The organism is Flavobacterium myungsuense (assembly GCF_042677265.1).
GTDB lineage: Bacteria > Bacteroidota > Bacteroidia > Flavobacteriales > Flavobacteriaceae > Flavobacterium > Flavobacterium myungsuense.
The window spans coordinates 75,367-96,169 of record NZ_JBHTIZ010000025.1 but is presented as its reverse complement, the minus strand read 5'-3'; the positions used below and the strand labels follow the sequence as shown (position 1 = coordinate 96,169).

Annotated in this window: 14 protein-coding genes; 9 read left to right on the top strand and 5 right to left on the bottom strand. The window is 31.4% G+C overall.

Translation table 11 applies throughout. The features are described from left to right. The first annotated feature begins 112 nt into the window (after positions 1-112). Positions 113-1,393 carry an O-antigen translocase gene (locus ACFQ0S_RS09920; protein ID WP_379756996.1) on the top strand — a complete coding sequence of 427 codons (1,281 nt, stop codon included), beginning with the start codon at positions 113-115 and terminating at the stop codon, positions 1,391-1,393. A gap of 17 nt (positions 1,394-1,410) precedes the next feature. Here the strand turns inward: ACFQ0S_RS09920 and ACFQ0S_RS09915 are convergent, their stop codons facing one another. Beyond that, positions 1,411-2,214 (bottom strand): NYN domain-containing protein, encoded by an 804-nt coding sequence (locus ACFQ0S_RS09915; protein ID WP_379756998.1) that lies wholly within the window; start codon positions 2,212-2,214, stop codon positions 1,411-1,413. 263 nt (positions 2,215-2,477) lie between these two features. Between ACFQ0S_RS09915 and ACFQ0S_RS09910 the strand changes: the two genes are divergently transcribed. Beyond that, positions 2,478-3,740, top strand: coding sequence for an aminotransferase class I/II-fold pyridoxal phosphate-dependent enzyme (locus tag ACFQ0S_RS09910; RefSeq protein ID WP_379757001.1), 1,263 nt, complete (start codon positions 2,478-2,480; stop codon positions 3,738-3,740). 131 nt (positions 3,741-3,871) lie between these two features. Here ACFQ0S_RS09910 and ACFQ0S_RS09905 read toward each other — a convergent pair whose 3' ends face one another. Together ACFQ0S_RS09905 and ACFQ0S_RS09900 are read right to left on the bottom strand one after the other, a co-directional pair. Further along, entirely contained in the window at positions 3,872-4,990 is a 1,119-nt protein-coding gene (locus ACFQ0S_RS09905; RefSeq protein WP_379757004.1) for a GTP cyclohydrolase, read from the bottom strand. Then, the gene (locus ACFQ0S_RS09900; RefSeq protein ID WP_379757007.1) at positions 4,990-5,979 is read right to left on the bottom strand and encodes a transporter; all 990 of its coding nucleotides are present in this window, start codon (positions 5,977-5,979) and stop codon (positions 4,990-4,992) included. Before ACFQ0S_RS09900 ends, ACFQ0S_RS09905 begins: the two co-directional genes overlap by 1 nt. Positions 5,980-6,099: 120 nt before the next feature. Between ACFQ0S_RS09900 and ACFQ0S_RS09895 the strand changes: the two genes are divergently transcribed. The 4 genes from ACFQ0S_RS09895 (at position 6,100) to ACFQ0S_RS09880 (ending at position 11,848) form a co-directional block, all read left to right on the top strand. Further along, positions 6,100-6,378 carry a DUF4834 family protein gene (locus ACFQ0S_RS09895; protein ID WP_379757010.1) on the top strand — a complete coding sequence of 93 codons (279 nt, stop codon included), beginning with the start codon at positions 6,100-6,102 and terminating at the stop codon, positions 6,376-6,378. A gap of 93 nt (positions 6,379-6,471) precedes the next feature. Then, positions 6,472-8,913: a YfhO family protein gene (locus ACFQ0S_RS09890; RefSeq protein ID WP_379757013.1), complete on the top strand. Its 2,442-nt coding sequence runs from the start codon at positions 6,472-6,474 to the stop codon at positions 8,911-8,913. Between the two features lie 136 nt (positions 8,914-9,049). Next, positions 9,050-10,333, top strand: coding sequence for a glycosyltransferase family 4 protein (locus ACFQ0S_RS09885; RefSeq protein ID WP_379757017.1), 1,284 nt, complete (start codon positions 9,050-9,052; stop codon positions 10,331-10,333). A 48-nt stretch (positions 10,334-10,381) separates the two neighbouring features. Further along, a complete protein-coding gene (locus ACFQ0S_RS09880) occupies positions 10,382-11,848 on the top strand; it encodes an oligosaccharide flippase family protein (protein ID WP_379757020.1) in 1,467 nt (488 codons plus the stop codon). Between the two features lie 51 nt (positions 11,849-11,899). Here ACFQ0S_RS09880 and ACFQ0S_RS09875 read toward each other — a convergent pair whose 3' ends face one another. Beyond that, on the bottom strand, positions 11,900-12,517 hold the full coding sequence (locus ACFQ0S_RS09875; RefSeq protein ID WP_379757023.1) for a hypothetical protein: 618 nt from the start codon (positions 12,515-12,517) through the stop codon (positions 11,900-11,902). Positions 12,518-12,823: 306 nt separating this feature from the next. Between ACFQ0S_RS09875 and ACFQ0S_RS09870 the strand changes: the two genes are divergently transcribed. Beyond that, positions 12,824-13,288: a hypothetical protein gene (locus tag ACFQ0S_RS09870; protein ID WP_379757026.1), complete on the top strand. Its 465-nt coding sequence runs from the start codon at positions 12,824-12,826 to the stop codon at positions 13,286-13,288. 3 nt (positions 13,289-13,291) lie between these two features. Here ACFQ0S_RS09870 and uvrA read toward each other — a convergent pair whose 3' ends face one another. Then, a complete protein-coding gene (gene uvrA, locus ACFQ0S_RS09865) occupies positions 13,292-16,093 on the bottom strand; it encodes an excinuclease ABC subunit UvrA (protein WP_379757030.1) in 2,802 nt (933 codons plus the stop codon). Positions 16,094-16,518: 425 nt separating this feature from the next. Between uvrA and ACFQ0S_RS09860 the strand changes: the two genes are divergently transcribed. Beyond that, positions 16,519-17,856, top strand: a complete 1,338-nt coding sequence (locus tag ACFQ0S_RS09860) for a T9SS type A sorting domain-containing protein (RefSeq protein WP_379757033.1) — start codon at positions 16,519-16,521, stop codon at positions 17,854-17,856. Between the two features lie 108 nt (positions 17,857-17,964). Next, a complete protein-coding gene (locus ACFQ0S_RS09855; protein WP_379757036.1) occupies positions 17,965-20,784 on the top strand; it encodes a helix-turn-helix and ligand-binding sensor domain-containing protein in 2,820 nt (939 codons plus the stop codon). The last annotated feature ends 19 nt before the right edge of the window (positions 20,785-20,803 follow it).

The following is a 20,803-nucleotide window of genomic DNA, read 5'->3' as shown; positions in this document are numbered from 1 at the left end:
ACTAAATTTCGGGACTTTTATATAATACAATAAAGTACATTTTGAAAATTAATGATTTCTAAGCATGGTTAACCTAATTAAGGAACAATAAAATTAGAAACAATGAATTACTATGAAAGTTAAGTTTATTAAATCCATTTCACGAACCCCATTATTTAAAGTGTCCTCTTTAAATAGCATTAGTGTTTTATTAAAAATTGGAATAGGATTAATTACGTCTAAAGTGATTGCAATTTTTATTGGGCCTAGTGGTATGGCTCTGGCAGGAAATTTAAGAAATTTTATGACTTCAATAGAAAGTGTTGCAACTTTAGGATTTCAGAACGGAATTGTAAAGTATATAGTAAACAATAAAGATAATGAAATAGAGCTGAAAAAAATTATCTCAACTGTGTTTTTAAGTCTACTAACAGTTTCTTTAGTATTGAGTTTAGGTTTGGCTACTTTTTCAGTGTATTGGAGTGATGTCGTTTTTGGGATTAATTTTGAGTATTCCGATATCTTTTTAATTCTTGCTTTAGCTTTACCATGGTACATAGTAACGATTTTATTATTAGCAATAATAAACGGATTGGGTAAATTTCGAAATGTTATTTTTAGCAATATTATTGGAAACTTAATTGGATTACTATTTTCTGTTATAGTGGTTTGGCACTATAAAACCTTCGGAGCATTACTTGCTATAATTATACCTCCAGCATTATTGTTTTTTGTGGCTTTTTATTATATCAATAAAGACTTACATTTTATAAGTACCATTTCTTTTCGACTTTTCGATTTTCAGATTTTGAAAAACTTATCATCCTATTCATTGATGGCATTTGTTTCGTCGGTTTTAGGCCCCTTAGTTTTTTTATCAATTAGGCATTCAATTATTCGAAATTTGGGAATAGAATCAGCGGGTTATTGGGAAGCTATGAATAGGATTTCAAGTTATTACCTTATGTTTATTTCGTCAATTCTTACCTTATACTTTTTTCCTCGGTTGGCTTTCGCTGAAACAAAAAAAGCGACAAGAAGTATATTTTGGAGTTATTACAAAACGATTCTACCAATTTTTACTTTTGGTTTGCTTCTTATATATTTTTTTAGGTACATCATTGTAAAATTGCTTTTTACAGATGCATTTCTTCCTGTTACAGCTTTGTTTTTTTGGCAACTTATGGGTGACACTTTAAAGGCAGCCTCACTTATATTAGGATATCAGTTTTTCGCGAAAAAACTAACTGTCGCTTTTATCATTGCGGAGTTAATCTCATTGTCAGTAATGTTTGTATCTAGTAATTATTTAATTGGACTATTTCAAATAGAAGGTATAGTTATGGCTCATACAATTACTTACTTTATTTATTTAACTGTTTTAGTTTTATATTTCAGGAAAACTTTGTTTTAGTTTATATTATAAACTTACTAACTAAATCGCAAGCGTACATACACGTGTTTGATTCCTTTTTTGTCAGAATCGCGTTCGTCAATTTCAAGGATGTCAGTTAATGATTTTAACATTGGAGTAAGTTTTGTAAAGCCATAATTTCGAGGGTCGAATTCTGGTTTTTTCTTTACAATGAGGTTGCCTACATCTCCTAAAAAAGCCCAGCCATCATCATCACCAATGGCTTCAATTGTAGCTTCGATGAGTTCTATGGTTTGTAAATCGACTTTAGAAGTGGTTTCTTTTTCGGTTGGTTTTTTAGTATCGGTTGAGTTAGCAGATGATTTTGGATTTTTAGCTCCGCTCTGTTCAGCTCTTTGTAGTGTCTTTTTGATAGCACCTTCTAAAACCTCGATATAAATAAACCGATCACAAGCTACAATAAAAGAATTGGGTGTTTTCTTTTCTCCTATTCCAATAACTTTCATGCCAGATTCTCGAAGTCGGATGGCAAGACGCGTAAAATCGGAATCGCTAGACACAATACAAAAACCGTCAACTTTGTCAGAATAGAGTAAATCCATAGCATCGATAATCATAGCAGAATCGGAAGAGTTTTTTCCGACAGTATAACTGTATTGCTGTATAGGAGTAATAGCATGTTCTAAGAGTACCGATTTCCAACCGTTAGCATTGGGTTTGGTCCAATCGGCATAAATTCGTTTGGTTGTTGGCGTGCCATATTTGGCAATTTCTTCCATCATTCCTTTTACATTGCTGTAAGGAACGTTATCGGCATCTATGAGTACGGCTAGTTTTAATTCTTTGGTATTTTGTGACATTGTTGTATTGTGGTTGTTATAGTTGCTATGCTGTCAAAGATACAACGTTTATTGTAAAAATGTATTTTTAGCCCTGATCGAAACGGCATTCCATGGTATTGCAAGGTACGAAGCACTATCTTGGTTATCCTGTAGAGCAGGAAATAGCTCCTGAAGAATGGAATGACTGCTCTAAAAAATATTTGTAAATTAGATACTTTATTACCGTATAAATAATTATTTTTGCAACTTGAAAAAAAGACAATTTAGTACGATACACTATCATGGTAAAAGATTTATTTGAAAGAATTCAGAACAATAAAGGACCCCTAGGAAAATGGGCCTCGCAGGCTGAAGGTTATTTTGTTTTTCCTAAATTAGAAGGTGAATTGGGACCAAGAATGCAATTTGCAGGGAAAGATGTTTTGAACTGGAGCTTGAATGATTATTTAGGTTTAGCCAATCATCCCGAAGTTCGAAAAGCAGATGCAGATGCGGCTTTGCAATACGGTGCGGCTTACCCTATGGGAGCTCGAATGTTGAGTGGACATACCAAATACCATGAGCAATTGGAGCAGGAATTGGCAGCTTTTGTAATGAAAGAGTCGGCCTATTTATTGAATTTTGGGTACCAAGGAATCATGTCGACCATTGATGCATTAGTTACTAAAAATGACGTAATTGTATATGATGTAGATGCACATGCTTGTATTATTGACGGGGTTCGTTTGCATATGGGAAAACGATTTACCTACCGACATAACGATATTGAAAGCATGGAGAAAAACCTGCAACGTGCTACTAAAATGGCGGAAGAGAATGGTGGTGGCATTCTTTTTATTACTGAGGGTGTTTTTGGTATGAGAGGACAACAAGGTAAGTTGAAAGAGATTGTTGCTATGAAAGAGCGCTATAATTTCCGTTTGTTAGTAGATGATGCACATGGTTTTGGAACATTGGGAAAAACGGGAGCAGGAGCAGGAGAGGAGCAAGGTTGCCAAGATGGTATTGATATTTATTTTTCGACTTTTGCAAAATCGATGGCTAATATTGGTGCTTTTGTAGCTGCTGACAAAGAGATTATAGATTACTTAAAATACAATTTGCGTTCACAAATGTTTGCTAAAGCTTTACCAATGATTCAAACTATTGGGTCATTAAAGCGTTTAGAGTTGTTGCGAAATTCGCCAGCATTAAAAGACAAACTATGGGTGATAGTAAATGCTTTACAAAGCGGATTGCGCGCTAGAAATTTCAATATTGGGGATACCAATACCTGTGTGACACCTGTTTATCTTGAAGGTAGCGTGCCAGAAGCTATGGTTATGGTAAATGACTTGAGAGAGAATTACGGCATTTTCCTTTCTATTGTAATCTATCCTGTAATTCCAAAAGGAATTATTTTGTTGCGAATGACTCCTACCGCATCCCACACCTTAGCGGATATTGAGGAAACACTTAGTGCTTTTGAAGCGATTCGTGAGAAATTAGAAAACGGTACCTATAAAGAAATTGCTAGTAGAACTAAAGTTGATTTAGATGCTTAATATATAATAGTTAGTATAAAAGGCTCTGACTAGAGTTTTTATGTTAACGTGTTATCACTATAGAAATCCATTCCAAATATTTTTTTGGAATGGATTTTTTTATGGTTTGACATTGCATATAGAATACTTTTTTACAGTTCTATTCGAAATGTTTTTCTTCGACAATGGGTTGTAGGATTGAAATTTTTCCAAAGAAGATGTATGGCATTATTATCGGCTAACTCGGGAGTTCTAATGCAGTTTTGAATGCCTTTCTGCGTAAAAGTGGTGTGCATTTCTTTGAAAAGTATGGCATGAACCCCTTTATTTTGATAGTCTGGGTGAACACCTATAAGGTAAAAAGTAACGTCTTTACTGTTTTTACGTGCATTTAATAAATGTAAAAAGCCAAAAGGGAACAATTTTCCATTGGCTTTTTGTAACGCTCTAGAAAAACTAGGCATCACGATTGCAAAAGCGACTAAGTTTTTACCTTTGTCTTCTACAAATTTGATGTACTCAGGATTAATAAAACTGATGTATTTTTTCTTGAAATATTCTTTTTGAATATCAGTTATTGCTACAAAAGAGGATAAGCTTGCATAGGAAGCATTAAACAAATCGAACATTTTATCGACATATGGCAACACGTCTGCTGTTTTTTTGAAGTTCAGTGCATTAAGTTGGTAGCGCTTTTTAATTAATTCTTGAGCTTTGTCAAAAAATTCTAATTTTACGTTTTCGAATGGAAATTTACTTTCTAGATATTCTTTTTCAGTTACATAACCCAATTGCTCAAAATGAGTAGCATAATAGGGATAATTGTACCAAGTAATCATGGTGCCTAATTCCTCGAAACCTTCAGTTAGGACACCTACTTTATCTAGATTTGAAAATCCCATTGGTCCTTCGACATGCTCTAAATTATTTTTACGACCGAGTTCATAGACTTTTTCTAGTAATGCTTTGGTAACATCTAAGTCGTCAATAACGTCGAACCAACCAAAACGGACTTTCTTTTTGTTCTGGTTGTTTACTTCGCTCCAGTTAATGATAGCTGCAATTCTGCCCACTATTTTATTGCTTTTATAAGCCAAATAAAAGTAGGCTTCTGCATTTTCGAAAGCGGGGTTCTTTGTTTTATCAAAAGTTTCCAATTCATCAACAATGATTGGCGGTACCCAGAATGCATTGTTTTTATATAAGGAAAAAGGGAATTTGATAAAATGAGTCAACTCCTTTTTTGTTTTAACTTCTAATACTGTAATCATTATGGTTGTAATGGTGTAGATTCAATTTCGTCTAATCGTTTTTTGTCTTTTGCTTTTTTCTTATCTTTTTTCTTGTCAGCTTTGCTTTTCTTTTTGTCTTTTTCTTTCGGAATTCTATACAGCACTTCGCTGTAGTTTTTGTCAAAACGCCACGATAGTCCAACACCACCAGCTAATATAGAGGGAGTGTCTTTATAATTAGCTCCTATTGAAGCATCTATTTGAACGTTTTGTTTTACTAAAAAGGCTGCTCCAGTTCTAAAAATAGCATCTGAATAATACTTACCGTTGAAACCCTGGTTTTCTAGAAAACCTGACCATCTAGAGTTAAAACCTCTGGTTAAGGTAACCACATAATCTATAGATTGTTTTTCAGAATAGAATTTGTCTAAAATGATATTAGTACACAAAACAAATTTCCCAAACTGGTTTTGTGTTAAAACCATAAATCTAGGACTTATATTTGGGTCATTCGGAATTTGTGGTCGAATAAAAATATTGTCAGAAAGATTGATGTTTAAACCGGCATATACTCCTATTGCAGGAATAAATTGTCTGTAACTGAATTTATGATTGGCTTTCCAACTGTATAAATTGGGTTTTTCGATGTATTTTTTAATAGGATCGTAAACCAGAAATTTTGCTCCAATTATAGTTTTTTTTAAGCCACTTTGGTTGCCATTGAGAAGCGGAGCACTATAATTTTCAAATTGGTATTGTAAATTGACGATAAACTCTAATTGTTCTAAAATAGCACCGTAACGAAAATCTAAATTGTTGCCAAAACCATTGGCTTCATAGTCAAGCAATTCGTGTTTTTCTTTAAAGCCATACATCCCTAATTCTGCTTGAATAACTGTTTTTCCTACAGAAAAAGCTGCCATTGACTCGCCTGGACGATTTGAATTGATTACATCAGTAAACTGACCAAAATGAGCGGTGGAGTATAATAAAAGAGATACTAAGAGTAAAGATTTGATTTTAAACATGTTTTCTTTTTTAAGAATAAAATAATAACGATTTCAAATGTACTATATTTTATTATTTATTTAAGAATGCTTTTTTAATTTTGAACTTTTGATTTATTAAATTTGTGAAAATTTTTGTTTATGCAAACAGCCTCTTTTAACGGAATAATAAAAACCATTTTTTATTTAATGCTATTTTATTATGTTATCAAATTTTTAGCGCGCCTTTTTTTACCTATAGTAGTTAAGAAAGTAGTTGAAAAAGCGGGACAAAACTTTCAACATCACTACCAATCGAATGCTTCAAACCATCAAAAGAATTCTAATACTGATGAAATTATTTATGATGCGACTAAAAGTACCAAGCCACGCGAAACGAAAAAAGTGGGCGAGTATGTAGATTATGAAGAAATAGATTAAAATAGTAGTTACAAATGAGTGTTCAGTTTGCACTTTTTAACTATTTTTGGCTTAAATTTTTGCCATAATTACAGATACTGACTACTTCTTACTATGAAAATCCTTGCTAAATTTTACCCTCATGCATTAGCTATTATTGGCTTTGTGTTCATTGCTACACTTTATTTTTATCCTGTTTTGCAAGGAAAAAAAATATTTCAATCGGATATTGTTCAATATACAGGAATGGCTAAGGAGCAAATTGATTTTCGAGCTTCTGAAAATGCTGAGCCGTATTGGACCAATGCTGCTTTTGGTGGGATGCCAACGTATCAATTAGGAGCGAAATATCCTTATGATTATGTTGGTAGTTTAGATGATTTAATTCGGTTTTTGCCTCGACCAGCCGATTATTTGTTTCTTTATTTTATAGGATTTTATATTTTGCTATTGGTTTTAAAAATAGATCCCTTACAAGCATTTGTGGGCGCATTGGCTTTTGGTTTTTCTACTTATTTGATAGTAATTCTTGGAGTGGGTCATAATGCAAAAGCACACGCTATTGGTTATATGCCTATGGTACTTGCGGGCATTATTCTTGTTTATAAAAAACGATTTATACTTGGTGGACTTTTAACAATGATTGCCTCGGCTTTAGAAATTAATACGAATCACTTTCAAATGACCTATTATTTATTGATTTTGATTTTGGTGCTCTCCATTTTCTTTATTTATGAATACAGTAAGCAAAAAGATTTTAAAACACTGCTTAATGCTTTAGGCGTTTTTTTTGTAGCAGGAATTTTTGCAATTGGTGCAAATGCGACAAATTTATTGGCTACTGCTGAATATGCAAAATTTAGTACCAGAGATAAAAGTGAGTTGCTGTATAATGCTGATGGCACCAAAAATGAGACTAATAATGCGATGACGAATGACTATATAACAGAATACAGTTATGGTATTGCTGAAAGTTTTAATTTGATTGCTCCCAGACTTTTTGGTGGATCAAATAATGAAAACATTGGCACCGATAGCAAGATGTATGAATTTATGATTGGTCAGAGTGTTTCAGAAGAGCAAGCTAAGGATTTTGTTTCGGGAATGCCATTATACTGGGGCGATCAGCCTATAGTTGCTGCTCCAGCCTATATTGGCTCTGTGGTATTTTTGTTGGCCATACTTGCCTTATTTTATGATAAACGAAAAATAAAATATGCTTTTTTAGCGGGTGCTATACTATCATTAATTTTGTCATGGGGCAAAAATTTTTCTATATTGACTGATTTCTGTATTGATTTTGTGCCCATGTATAATAAGTTCAGAGCAGTATCTTCTATACAAGTGCTATTAGAATTGTGTGTTCCTGTTTTGGCCATTATGGGATTGCATTCTTTTATTAAATCGGATGAATCATCAGTTTTAAAATCAAAAGAGAAAGCATTGTTACAATCGACAGCTGTTGGTTTTGGAATCCTTGTTTTTCTGTTTTTGATCAAGAGTTGGTTTAGTTTTTCAGGATCTAGCGACAGTTATTTTATGGAAAATTATGGTCCTGATTTTGTTGATGCCCTAAAATCGGATAGGAAAAGTTTATACTCAGCTGATTTATTGCGTTCTAGTTTTTTTATCCTAGTGTCTTCAGGGATTTTATGGTTGTTTATTAAAAATAAATTGTCGCAAAACAAGGCTATTATTTTTGTAGGATTACTAATGGTTTCTGATTTGTTTTTTATTGATAAAAATTATGTGAGCGCCAAAGATTTTGTAAATGTTAGTGAAGTTGAAATTCCTTTTCAAGAAACCGAATCAGACGCTCAAATATTGCAAGACACTACCAATTACCGCGTTTTTGAAGTAAGCGGCAATTTATCCAGTTCTCGAACTTCATTTTTTCATCAATCTATTGGGGGGTATCATGCCGCAAAGCCAAGAAGAATGCAACAATTGTTTGATTATCAAATTGCCAAAAACAATATGGCAGTCCTAGATATGCTGAATGTAAAGTACATCATCCAAACCGATTCAGTTGGTAAAGATTATCCAATCATAAACCCTGATGCTAACGGAAACGCTTGGTTTGTAAAGCGTATTAAGTTAGTAAATACTCCTGATCAGGAGATGAAAGCGTTGAGTGGTTTAGATACTAAAAATGAAGCTGTTGTTAATGAAACAGAATTCAAATCGTTTATTTCTAAAACTTCTTTTACTAAAGATAGTTTAGCAACCATACAGTTGCAATCTTACAAACCCAATCACCTAAAATACCTATCTAATAATTCCAATACTGGTTTGGCTGTATTTTCAGAAATGTATTATAAAGACGGTTGGAATGCTTTTATAGATGGTAAAAGCGCCTCTCATTTTAGAGCAAATTATGCATTACGTGCCTTGACTATTCCAGCGGGTAAGCATACGATTGAATTTAAGTTTGAGCCACAAGTTGTTCAAACAGGAAGCACTATTACTTTAGCGAGTTCTATTGGAATGTTGTTTTTAATTGTTGGTGGACTTTATTTTGAAAGAAAGAAAAGTTGGTATGGGGTTAAGAAATAACTTGGACTTTAAATAAATTTACAACCATTAAGGTATTTAAGATAATTAAGTTTTGCATTTTTCTTAAAAATTTTAATGGTAAAAAAATGAATATTCACCATATTTCCATTAGAACCAGATTTTTAAACTTTAAACTTTGGAATTAAAAAAAATCTTAATTATAACTTATTATTTTCCGCCAGCTGGAGGTCCGGGTGTGCAGCGATGGTTGAAATTTGTTAAGTATTTGCCCGATTTTGGTATTCAGCCCATTGTTTATATTCCTGAAAATCCAACATATCCAATTATTGATGAAGGTTTGATGAATGAGGTATCTGATAAGGCAATTATCATTAAGAAGAAGATTTTAGAACCTTATGGCTTAGCATCTGTATTTTCAAAAAATAAGACTAAGAAAATAAGTTCAGGAATAATTCCAAACGCTAGAAAGCAAACTCGTTTAGAGCAGCTGTTGATTTGGATTAGAGGCAATCTTTTTATTCCAGATGCAAGAGTTTTATGGGTAAAACCATCTGTTCGCTTTTTGGAAAAATACATTCAGGAGAACAATATTGAAACAATTATTACTTCGGGTCCGCCACACAGTTTACATCTTATAGGTTTACATCTTAAAAAAAATCTAACAATTAAATGGATTGCTGATTTTAGAGATCCTTGGACCACTATAGGGTATCATAAAGCACTTCGATTATCTGATTATTCAAAAAAGAAACATAAAACGTTAGAGAAAATAGTTTTAAACACAGCTGATACTATCATTGTAACCAGTAATACTACTAAAATAGAGTTTCAAGCAATTACAAATAAACCAATTGAAGTAATAACAAACGGTTTTGATGTTGAAAAAGTGGAACCTCAATCTTTAGATGAAAAATTTACTTTAGCACATATTGGTTCCCTATTATCAGAAAGAAATCCTATCATTCTTTGGCAAGTTCTTTCTGAGTTGGTAAAGGAGGTTTCTGATTTTTCTAATCATTTTCAGCTAAAACTTATAGGAACAGTTAGCCAAGAGATTTTAGATACCTTACAGCGTTACAACTTAAATGAATTTATAAATTATTTAGGGTATGTTTCTCACCAAGAAGCTATTGCACATCAAAGAAAGTCCCAGGTTTTATTATTAATAGAAATCAATTCAAAGGATACCATGAGTATTATTCCTGGAAAATTATTCGAGTATATGGTTTCAGAAAGACCAATACTTGCCATTGGACCAAGAGGTTCTGATTTTGCCGAAATCATGACAACAACCAATACTGGAGTTTTCTTTGATTATGGGGAGAAAGACAAACTAAAAAGTGTAATTTTGAATTATTACCATCAATTTTTAGAAGGGAAATTAAAATCGAATGCTGTTGGTTTACAGCAGTATTCTAGAAAAAATTTAACCGAAAAATTAGCTAAATTGATTCAATAATTTTTTACGAGTTAACTCATAACTCATAACTTATAACTCATAACAAAATTGGGAATAGTTTTAAACCAGTCAATTAAGAATACCGTTATTACCTATTTTGGTTTTGGAATAGGAGCTATAAACGCTCTTTTTTTGTATACTAATTTCTTGGGAAAAACCCATTATGGTATGGTTGCTTTTTTGTTATCGGCCTCTAATATTATGATGCCTTTAATGGCTTTTGGCGTTCAGAACACGATGATTCGTTTTTATTCTAAATACACTTCAGAAGTAGATCGAGAACACTTTTTGAGTTTTATGTTAGTAATGCCACTTTTTTTGATTATTCCTATTTCAACAATCACCTATTTTTTTTACGATCAGATTGCTTTTTTTATTTTAAGAGAAAATCCTGAAATTAAGCCTTTTCTTTGGCTTATTCCAGTCATAGGAATATGTATGGGCTATTTTGAAGTTTATTATGCTTGGGTTAAAGTGCATATGCAATCGGTTGTGGGAAATTTTATCAGTGAAGTTTTTGTTCGTGTAACGATATTGATTTTGTTGTTTTCGGTTTACTGGAATTGGCTTACTAAAGATGCGTTTATTTATGCCCTTTTAGGTGCTTATTTGCTCCAATTCTTAGCTATGAAAAGTTATGCATGGTATGTGAAAATGCCAGTTTTAACCTTTAAAATGCCCCATAATGTTAAAGAAATTTTCGGGTATTCTTTTTTCATTATTTTATCAGGAAGTGTAGCGGTTTTGTTGATGGATTTTGATAAAGTAATGATTCCTTCCTATAGAAATATTAGTGATAATGCTTTGTATTCTGTAGCCATTTTTATAGCTACAGTTATTGCAGTGCCAAGTAGAGCGATGCTTCAAATTATTTATCCCATTACCGCTCGGCTAATGAACGAAAACAAGCATGACGAATTGAATGAGTTGTATAAGAAAAGCGCTTTGAATTTACAAGTCTTTGGAGGTTTGGTTATGCTGGGTATTTTTTTAAACATTAAAGAGTTGTATGAGTTAATTCCAGGCGAATATGAAGGCGGAATTGGAGTAGTTTTTATTATTGGTCTGACCAAATTCTATGATGTAATTTTAGGGAATAACAATGCAATTATTTTAAATACAAAATACTATCGAACAGTTCTTTTATTTGGATTATTGTTGGTATTTATGATGATTGGATTGAATATGCTATTAATTCCTCCTTATGGTATTTTAGGAGCTGCTTGGGCTACTTTAATTTCTGTGATGGTTTACAATACCATAAAACTATTGTTTGTAGTCAAGAAAATGAATTTGTTTCCTTTTACAGTAAATACTTTAAAATCTTTCGGAACCATTAGTATTGTTTTTTTAGTTTTTTATTTTTGGGATTTCACTTTTCATCCTTTAATTAATATTATTTTAAAGTCAGTTTTAATAACACTCTTATATGTATTTATTAATTATAAACTTGTTATTTCAGTTGAAATCAATGATTTTATAGATAAATATTTAGAGAAGTTAAAAAGTAAATAAAAATCCCGTCTATAATTTTATAAACGGGAGGAATAAATAGTGATTTTTAAGCTATTCTCCTTTGGAATCACTATTTGAATTTCTTTTTCTATAATACATTTGATCATTATTTTCATTTTCAGAAAAAGTATCACTATTGTATTCATTTTGATAATGACTATTGTAATAGTAGTTAGATTGACACCCATTTACACTACCAAATGTATTTATAATTTGACCTCTTTTGTTGTAAATGATTCTTAAACCGCCAACTTGATCTAACGCAAAACGATTGTACGACATATATATAGTTCCGATTCTTTTAATTCTGTTTAGATAGTCATAATTCACAAATACATTACCTATTCTGCGAATTCTTCCCATGGCATCATGCTCAATTCGAACAACATTGTTTGGTGAAGCATAAAAATTTCTAACTCCAGGAGCTCCTATATCAATATTTCTACCACGTCTATAATAGGAAGCGTTTCCTTGGCTTTGCACAGTATTAAAATCGAATTCTCCGTTAGGAAATACATAAAAAGTAATTCCTCTTTCTGTAAACTCAATAGGGTCATTCAGATTAAAAATGCTATTTGTTCTTTCATCAGAATAATTGATTATTTCTGATGCTTTCGCTGCATTTCCAAAAAGTAAAATGGCAGCTACTAAAAGGGTAATTTTTGTCATATGTAGATATTTTTTGTTTTTCTATGGTCATATGTAATTCGCATATCTTCATTGGTGTTTGTGGCCAATTTTAGGTTATGCTCATTTCATAATCAATAGTATTAAAAATTAAAAGCTGAATTCGTTTCGGCTTGTTTATATACTATTTTCAAGTAGTATGCCAAAATCTTGAATTATATGTATTATTTTAATAATTTAATTAAAAATAATTTTAATTATTTGAAAATCAATTATTTGATAAATTTTAATTTAGGCTATTTTTTTTTAAAGTCAATTTTGTATTTTTGAAAAATAACCTGAGGAATTATGAAGAATTTAATTAGTCAAGTAGTATTGCTTTTCTTTTTTGGAAACACTTTTGCACAACAACAAGTTCCAGTAAAGATAAATACGCAGTCAAAGTACAACTCTAGTAGTAGGGTTTTTTATACTTGGAATGAAGAAAAGCAAGTGTATGACCCGAAAGATTCTGAATTTGAAAACTCAGTTATTGTAATTCGGGAGTTAAATTCAAAAGGGAATGGTTATATTTCAATTAGTTTAAACGATGACTCTATAGTACGTGTTTTTCATGGCTCTATAATCTCAGTTAGTGTTGATGAAAACGACATTTCTACATGGGTCATTCGTTCTAAAGATGCAAGAGGAAAAGTTGTTTTAGATCCTCGTAAAAACATCATTACCTATTCTTATGAAAGCAATGATACCCGTTATTTAAAAGTATTTGTGTTTAATATTGTATACGAACAAGAAGAACAGGAAGAAAATTAATACTTATAATTTTTCTTTCAGAAACGAACCCGTAATTGAATTTTTATTTGCAATTATATCTTCAGGAGTTCCTACAGCTAAAATATTTCCACCATTTTCTCCACCCTCAGGTCCAATGTCAATAATCCAGTCGGCACTTTTAATCAAATCTAAATTGTGTTCAATTACAACAATAGAGTGGCCTTTGTCAATTAATGCATCAAATGAAGTGAGTAATTTTTTTATATCATGAAAATGCAATCCTGTTGTTGGTTCGTCAAAAACAAATAAGGCTTTCTCTTTGATGCTACCTTTTAGAAGAAATGAAGCCAGTTTTATTCGCTGTGCTTCGCCACCAGATAACGTTGATGATGATTGTCCTAACTGCACATAACCCAAACCTACATCTTGCAATGGTTGTAGTTTTTGAGAAATCTTGGTTTGTTTGGAGTTTGTAAAAAAGGTAATAGCATCGTCAATGGTCATTGTTAAAATATCATCGATGTTTTTGCCCTCGAAATAAATTTCGAGAACTTCTTTTTTAAAGCGCTTTCCATTACAAGTATCGCATGGCAAAGAAACATCGGCCATAAAAACCATTTCAACATTTATTGAACCTTCTCCGTTGCAGGTTTCGCAACGACCTCCATCGACATTAAAGGAAAAATGTTTGGGTTGGTAGCCTCTAATTTTTGATAATTTTTCTTTTGAAAACAGCTCTCTGATATCGTCATAAGCCTTGATATAAGTTACTGGATTAGAACGAGAACTTCTTCCTATTGGATTTTGGTCTACGTATTCTATATGCTGAATTTTGTGGTAGTAACCTCTCATTTCGGTAAACTGACCTGCTTTTTCAGCAACTCCATCTAACTTTTTTTGCATAGCAGGAAATAGAATTTTCTTTACTAAAGTGCTTTTTCCGCTTCCAGAAACACCCGTAATTACTGTTAGCACTTCTAAAGGAAATTTAACGTCTACATTTTGCAAATTGTTTTCTCTAGCCCCTAGAATTTCTATGTAAGCTCCCCATTTTCTTCTAGTTCTTGGTACATCAATTTTTAAATCGCCATTTAAATACTGAGCTGTCAAGGATTTTGATTGTAATATCTCAGAAAATGTTCCTTGCGCTACTAAATTTCCGCCAAGAGTTCCCGCTTCAGGACCAATGTCAATTATCATATCGGCCGCTTTCATGATGTCTTCATCGTGCTCTACTACTATTACCGTATTGCCCAAATCTCTTAAAGATAATAATACTTTTATAAGACGTTCGGTATCTTTTGGATGCAAACCTATACTGGGTTCGTCTAAAATATACATCGATCCTACCAAACTGCTTCCCAATGAAGTTGCTAAATTAATACGTTGCGATTCGCCTCCAGAAAGTGTAGCTGAATTTCTGTTTAATGTAAGATAATCTAATCCTACTTCGACTAAGAAATTCAATCGGTTATTGATTTCAATTAATAGGCGCTTGGCTACTTTTTGATCGAATTCGTTTAATTTCAATTCCTTAAAAAAGACGACTAGTTTTTTTATAGGTAAATCGACCAAGTCAGAAACCGTTTTTCCTCCAATTTTAACATAAGAAGCCTCAACACGAAGGCGTTTTCCTTTGCAGGAATAGCATTTCGTTTTTCCTCTATATCTAGAAAGCATGACTCTATTTTGGATTTTATAATTTTTTTCTTCTAATTCTTTAAAAAAATCATTCAATCCTGTAAAATAGCTATTTCCTTTCCAAAGAATCTCTTTTTGCTCTTCGGTAAATTGAAAATAAGGTTTATGAATAGGAAAATCAAACTTGTACGCGTTATTAATCAACTCATCTCTGTACCATCCTACACTATCGCCTCGCCAGGCATAAATAGCGTTCTCATAAATAGATAATGCAGTATTAGGAATCACTAATTCTTCATCAATTCCAATAATGTTTCCGTATCCTTCGCAAATAGGACAGGCACCATACGGATTATTAAAACTAAAAAGATGTACATTGGGTTCTAAAAAAGTGATGCCATCTAATTCGAAATTAGTATTGAAAGCGATTTTTTTTTCTGAATCTAATTGCTGAAGATAACAAATGCCTTTTCCTTCAAAATAAGCAGTTTGAACTGCATCTGACAAACGGTTATAAAATTCTTCTTCTCCCGATGTTTCGGGATTTATTACGATTCTATCAATGATTAACAAAACATCTTTATTGTCCAGAATGTGTTGATCAATTTGGTCTAAACGAACCATTTCACCATTCACTAATATTCTAGCAAATCCTTGTTGTAGGAGTACTTTTAGTTTGTCTTCTAATTTTCTGCCTTCTTCTAAATGAATAGGAGATAGGAGTAACCATTTGCTGTCTATTTCTAATGATTTTACAACATTTACAACATCAGTTACGGTATTTTTTTTTACTTCCTGACTCGATACAGGAGAATAGGTTTTACCAATTCTAGCAAAAAGTAATTTTAAATAGTCGTAAATTTCTGTAGATGTTCCTACAGTAGAACGGGCATTTGTCGTGTTTACTTTTTGTTCAATTGCAATTGCAGGGGCAATCCCTTTAATGTATTCAACTTTAGGCTTGTCTAATCGTCCTAAAAATTGTCGTGCATATGAGGATAAACTTTCTACATAACGACGTTGTCCTTCAGCATATAAAGTGTCAAATGCTAAGCTTGATTTCCCAGAGCCAGAAAGTCCGGTTATTACTACTAATTTGTTTCGAGGTATCGCTACATCAAGATTCTTCAAGTTATGCACTTGAGCGCCTTTAATAATAATATTTTTTTTGGGTTCTAAAGTAGAAATGTCTTTTGTAATCATTGGTAAAATGGAATGTATGCAAAGATAATTAATTATAAAATGAGAATCGATATTATATGCCTCTCTATTGTATATTATGTTATAAGTATTTCCTTTTTTTATTTTTGTATTGGATACAATTAATTGGTACTATTTTTATTGATTTCAGATTAAAATATTAATTTTTTTATCGAATTCTAGATTTATTTGGGAGTTAATGACTATACAATTTAAGTAATTCACCTATACATTACCACATCATTTTTGATTTATTTGCTTATTTTTGCTAACTATTACGTTTTAGTAAAGCATTATAAGTATTGTAAACAGAGGGTTTTTGAAGTGTAGAAAGTTTAATTTGTAATGTATAGTTTTTGTATAGTAGTTTTTTATGGATTTACTAGTAATCAATCATAACTTTGGTATTCACATTAAATCAAAATATTATGAAAAAAATTACAATTTTAATTGCTCTAATGATAACTTCATTAGGATTCGCACAACAAGTGGTCATTGAGAATTTTGAAGACCCAACCAATTACAAATTAGAAAATGGCTTTGGAGGGTTAAAGAGTTCTATAACAACAGACCCAGCGTCTGGAGGTACTAATTTGAATGTTTTAAAACTAGAAGTAAGTGCAGCAGGAGGTTCACAAGTGTGGCAAGGTGAATCACTTCTGCCACAAAATAGTAAAATTAAAGTAACAACTGATAAAACCGTTAAAGTTGATGTTTACTCTTCAGTTGCTTTTACTTTGATGTGTAAAGTTGAGCAAGGAACTGGTCCAAATGCTGGAGCATCAAAAGCTTATACAACTCCTGGCCAATGGCAAACATTAACTTTCACATTCACTGAGGGTAGAGACTTTACTGGTACTGCAAACGGAGAATATTCTAAATTTGTATTTTTCCCTAATTGGAAAGATGATAATACTAACTTCAAAAGTCCACCTGTTGCACTTACTTTATATGTAGATAATATCACTGCTGAAAAAGCGGTTATTGTTCCAGTTATAGATCCAGTTCCAGCAACAGCAGCTCCAAAACCTCAATTACAAAATGCAAGTGGTGTAGCATCAATTTTCAGTAATTTATACACTAATATAGCCATCAATGAATGGCCTACAGGTTGGAGTTCGGGAACTTCATCTGATGTTCAAATAGCTGGTGATGACACAAAAAAACTAAAATTAGCCGATTTTATTGGTATAGATTTTCAAGGTAGTCCTATTAATGCTACTAACATGGATCGTTGGCATATGGATTTTTGGGTTGAAGAGGCTAATTTAGATGGTAAAGTGTTTAATGTAAAATTAATTGATTTTGCTGGAACTGCAGCAGAAGTTACTCCTACTCATGTTTATAACTTTCAAAGTGTTGGTACAAATCCAGTTATTGAATCTGGAAGATGGGTTACAATTGACATCCCTCTTAAAGCAGGATTTGGTAAATCTGATATTAAACAAGCGGTTATTATTTCCAATTTAAAAGGTCCTATTTATATTGATAATTTTTATTTATACAATTCTACCTTAGGAACAAAAAGTTTCGCAACTGTAGGTGTTAAAATGCATCCTAATCCAACTACTGGTAGAGTAACGATTGAAGCAAAAAATATCATCGAAAGAGTATCACTTCACAATGTTTTAGGACAAGAAATTTTAGTAAGAAATCCTAATACACAAGCTACAACATTAGATATATCTAGTTTACAAGCTGGAGTTTATGTTGTAAAAACTACTGTAGATGGTAAAGTTGCCTCTTCAAGAGTTGTGAAAAAATAATTTTATTTGATTTTTTATAAAAGCACGTTTTAAAAGAACGTGCTTTTTTTGTTAATACTTTTTTTTGTAATACTTTTATATATTAATGTAAATAATATTCTTTTAAAAATGTTGAAAATTAAAATACCACACTTTTTAGCTATAGTTTTTTTATTATTCCCAATTTTGTGTTTTTCGCAAGAGCTTCCGCCAATTTTAAAATACAGTCCAGTTACTTACGGGGCTGGTAATCAGAATTGGATGATTTCTCAAGATAAAAATAATTTTGTTTATTTTGCTAATAATGATGGCTTGCTGGAATTTAATGGTTCTAGTTGGACTTTGTTTCCATCTCCTAACGAAACTATTTTGCGATCTGTAAAAGTTATAGATAAAAAAATATATACTGGTTGTTACATGGAGTTTGGTTTTTGGACCAAACAAGTAAACGGGTTACTAAAATACACTTCATTGAGTTCTAAAATTAAAAGTCAAATTCTTGATGATGAACAGTTTTGGAATATATTAAATTATGATCAATGGGTAGTTTTTCAGTCTTTAAATAGAATTTATATTTATGATACCAAAACAGGTAGTTTTAATATAATTTCTCCAAAAAACAGTATTTTTAAGTCTTATAGTACCATCAGTTCTATTTATTTTCAAACTTATAATGAAGGTCTTTTTGAAATTGAAAATGGTAAATCTAAATTGGTTTCTAATAATCCAATTTTACTAAATAATCGAATTGTAAATGTTTTTTCTATAGAGGACGGTCTTATAATTCAAACCGAATGGAATGGTTTTTATAAACTTATTAATGGTACTTTATCTAAATTTACTACTGATGCAGATTCAGAATTTTCGACTAGTAATATTTACAGTAGCCAAATTTTAACAGATGGTAGTTTTGTGCTTGGTACTGTTTCTAATGGTATAATTATTTTAAATAGTAACGGAAAATTAAAATACCATATCACTCAGAGTAACGGATTAAGTAACAATACTGTTTTGTCATTGTTTGAAGATACCGATAAAAATCTTTGGATTGGTTTAGATAACGGAATAAATTGTGTCAATTTAAAATCACCAGTTAAAAGTTTTGTTGATAATACAGGAATATTTGGAACAGTGTATGCTTCGCTTTTGCACCAAAACAAATTATATATAGGCACTAATCAAGGCTTGTTCTATAAAACCTATGATACAAATGAATATTTTAAATTTATTGCTGGAACCAAAGGACAAGTTTGGTCTTTATCAGAACATGGTGGAAATGTTTTTTGTAATCATGATTCAGGAGCTTTTGTGGTTGAAAATGGAGTTGCTACTAAGATTTTTTCACAAATAGGTACTTGGAAATCTGAAACTGTTCCTCATAATAAAAATCTTTTGTTAATGGGTTGTTATAATGGTTTAATTGTTTTACAGAAAAGAAATAACCAATGGGTTTATCGAAACAAAATCTTTGGGTTTGATTATTCTACTAAATATTTTGAAATTCTAAAAAACAACGAAGTCTATGTAAGTCATGAGTATAAAGGAATTTTCCGTTTACAATTAGACAATAATTTACTAAAAGTAAGGAAAACAAAATCCTATTCTAGTCCTAAAAAAGGAAAAAATTCTAGTTTAGTTAAATTTAATAACATTATTTATTATGCCTATAAGGATGGAATTTTTAAGCTGAATAATAAAACCAACCAATTTCAGAAAGATAATACTTTAAGTACTGTTTTTGAAAATGATGAATATACTTCTGGTAAATTAATTAGTGATAATGCTTCAAAAATTTGGTTGTTCTCTAAACATTATATTTATTATTTTTCTCTAAATAAGTTAGTTACTGATTTGAAAAAAAATTCAATACCTATTCCTTCTAAGTTAACAAATTCGATGTTAGGCTATGAAAATATCACTCGCCTTTCTAATTCAGTATATTTAATTGGCACTTCTGACGGATACTATACTTTAAATATTAACGACTTAAGTTTTAAAAATTATAGTGTTTCCATTTCAAATATTTCAATTAATAAATTAAACGAACAATTTACTAATTGTTCGATTCTAGAAGAAGGGAGCTTTAGTCATGATGAAAATAATATTACAATTAGTTATACCGTTCCTCAATACAATAAATATATTAATTCAGAATACCAGTATTTATTAGAAGGATTTCAAAATGAATGGAGCGAATGGAATGCTAAATCAAATGTTAATTTTAAGAACCTTCCTTACGGAACTTACACTTTTAAAGTTAGAGCAAAAATTGCGAATTCAATTCCTGAGAATATTGCGACTTATACTTTCACGATTCTTAAGCCATGGTATTTAACTAATTTAGCTATTATTATTTATTTATTACTTTTATTAATTCTAGCGCATTATATTAATAAGTCATACAAGGTATATTACCAAAAACAAGAAGAAAAATTAATTGAAGAAAATAATCTTTTATTAGAGATTAAAGAACTTGAAAATGATCAACAATTAATGAAAATGCGAAATGAACAATTGGCTAATGATGTTGATATAAAAAACAGAGAATTGGCGGTTACTAACATGAGTTTAATAAATAAAAACGAATTGTTGTCATTAATAAAAGAGGATTTAAAAAATTCATCTTCCGAGAATTCTAGTAGAAGTATTAAATCTGTAATTACAAATATTACAAAAAACATTTCAGAGGAAGATTCTTGGAAAGTTTTTAAAGAAGCTTTTGATAATGCTGATAAAGACTTTTTGAAGAAGGTTAAGGACGCACATACTAACTTAACGCCTAATGATTTAAGACTTTGTGCGTATCTTAGAGTGAATCTTTCGTCTAAGGAAATTGCTCCTTTATTGGGTATTTCAGTACGAAGTGTTGAAATAAAAAGATATCGTTTGCGTAAAAAGATGGATTTACCGCATGAAAAAGGTCTTGTTGAGTATATCCTATCTATATAGTACTATACATAAACATTTA

What these genes read in the sequence shown, in the direction of transcription:
- ACFQ0S_RS09920 (WP_379756996.1), top strand. Translation starts at nt 113, where the DNA reads ATGAAAGTTAAGTTTATTAAATCCATTTCACGAACCCCATTATTTAAA.
- ACFQ0S_RS09915 (WP_379756998.1), bottom strand. Translation starts at nt 2,214, where the DNA reads ATGTCACAAAATACCAAAGAATTAAAACTAGCCGTACTCATAGATGCC.
- ACFQ0S_RS09910 (WP_379757001.1), top strand. Translation starts at nt 2,478, where the DNA reads ATGGTAAAAGATTTATTTGAAAGAATTCAGAACAATAAAGGACCCCTA.
- ACFQ0S_RS09905 (WP_379757004.1), bottom strand. Translation starts at nt 4,990, where the DNA reads ATGATTACAGTATTAGAAGTTAAAACAAAAAAGGAGTTGACTCATTTT.
- ACFQ0S_RS09900 (WP_379757007.1), bottom strand. Translation starts at nt 5,979, where the DNA reads ATGTTTAAAATCAAATCTTTACTCTTAGTATCTCTTTTATTATACTCC.
- ACFQ0S_RS09895 (WP_379757010.1), top strand. Translation starts at nt 6,100, where the DNA reads ATGCAAACAGCCTCTTTTAACGGAATAATAAAAACCATTTTTTATTTA.
- ACFQ0S_RS09890 (WP_379757013.1), top strand. Translation starts at nt 6,472, where the DNA reads ATGAAAATCCTTGCTAAATTTTACCCTCATGCATTAGCTATTATTGGC.
- ACFQ0S_RS09875 (WP_379757023.1), bottom strand. Translation starts at nt 12,517, where the DNA reads ATGACAAAAATTACCCTTTTAGTAGCTGCCATTTTACTTTTTGGAAAT.
- ACFQ0S_RS09870 (WP_379757026.1), top strand. Translation starts at nt 12,824, where the DNA reads ATGAAGAATTTAATTAGTCAAGTAGTATTGCTTTTCTTTTTTGGAAAC.
- uvrA (WP_379757030.1), bottom strand. Translation starts at nt 16,093, where the DNA reads ATGATTACAAAAGACATTTCTACTTTAGAACCCAAAAAAAATATTATT.
- ACFQ0S_RS09860 (WP_379757033.1), top strand. Translation starts at nt 16,519, where the DNA reads ATGAAAAAAATTACAATTTTAATTGCTCTAATGATAACTTCATTAGGA.
- ACFQ0S_RS09855 (WP_379757036.1), top strand. Translation starts at nt 17,965, where the DNA reads ATGTTGAAAATTAAAATACCACACTTTTTAGCTATAGTTTTTTTATTA.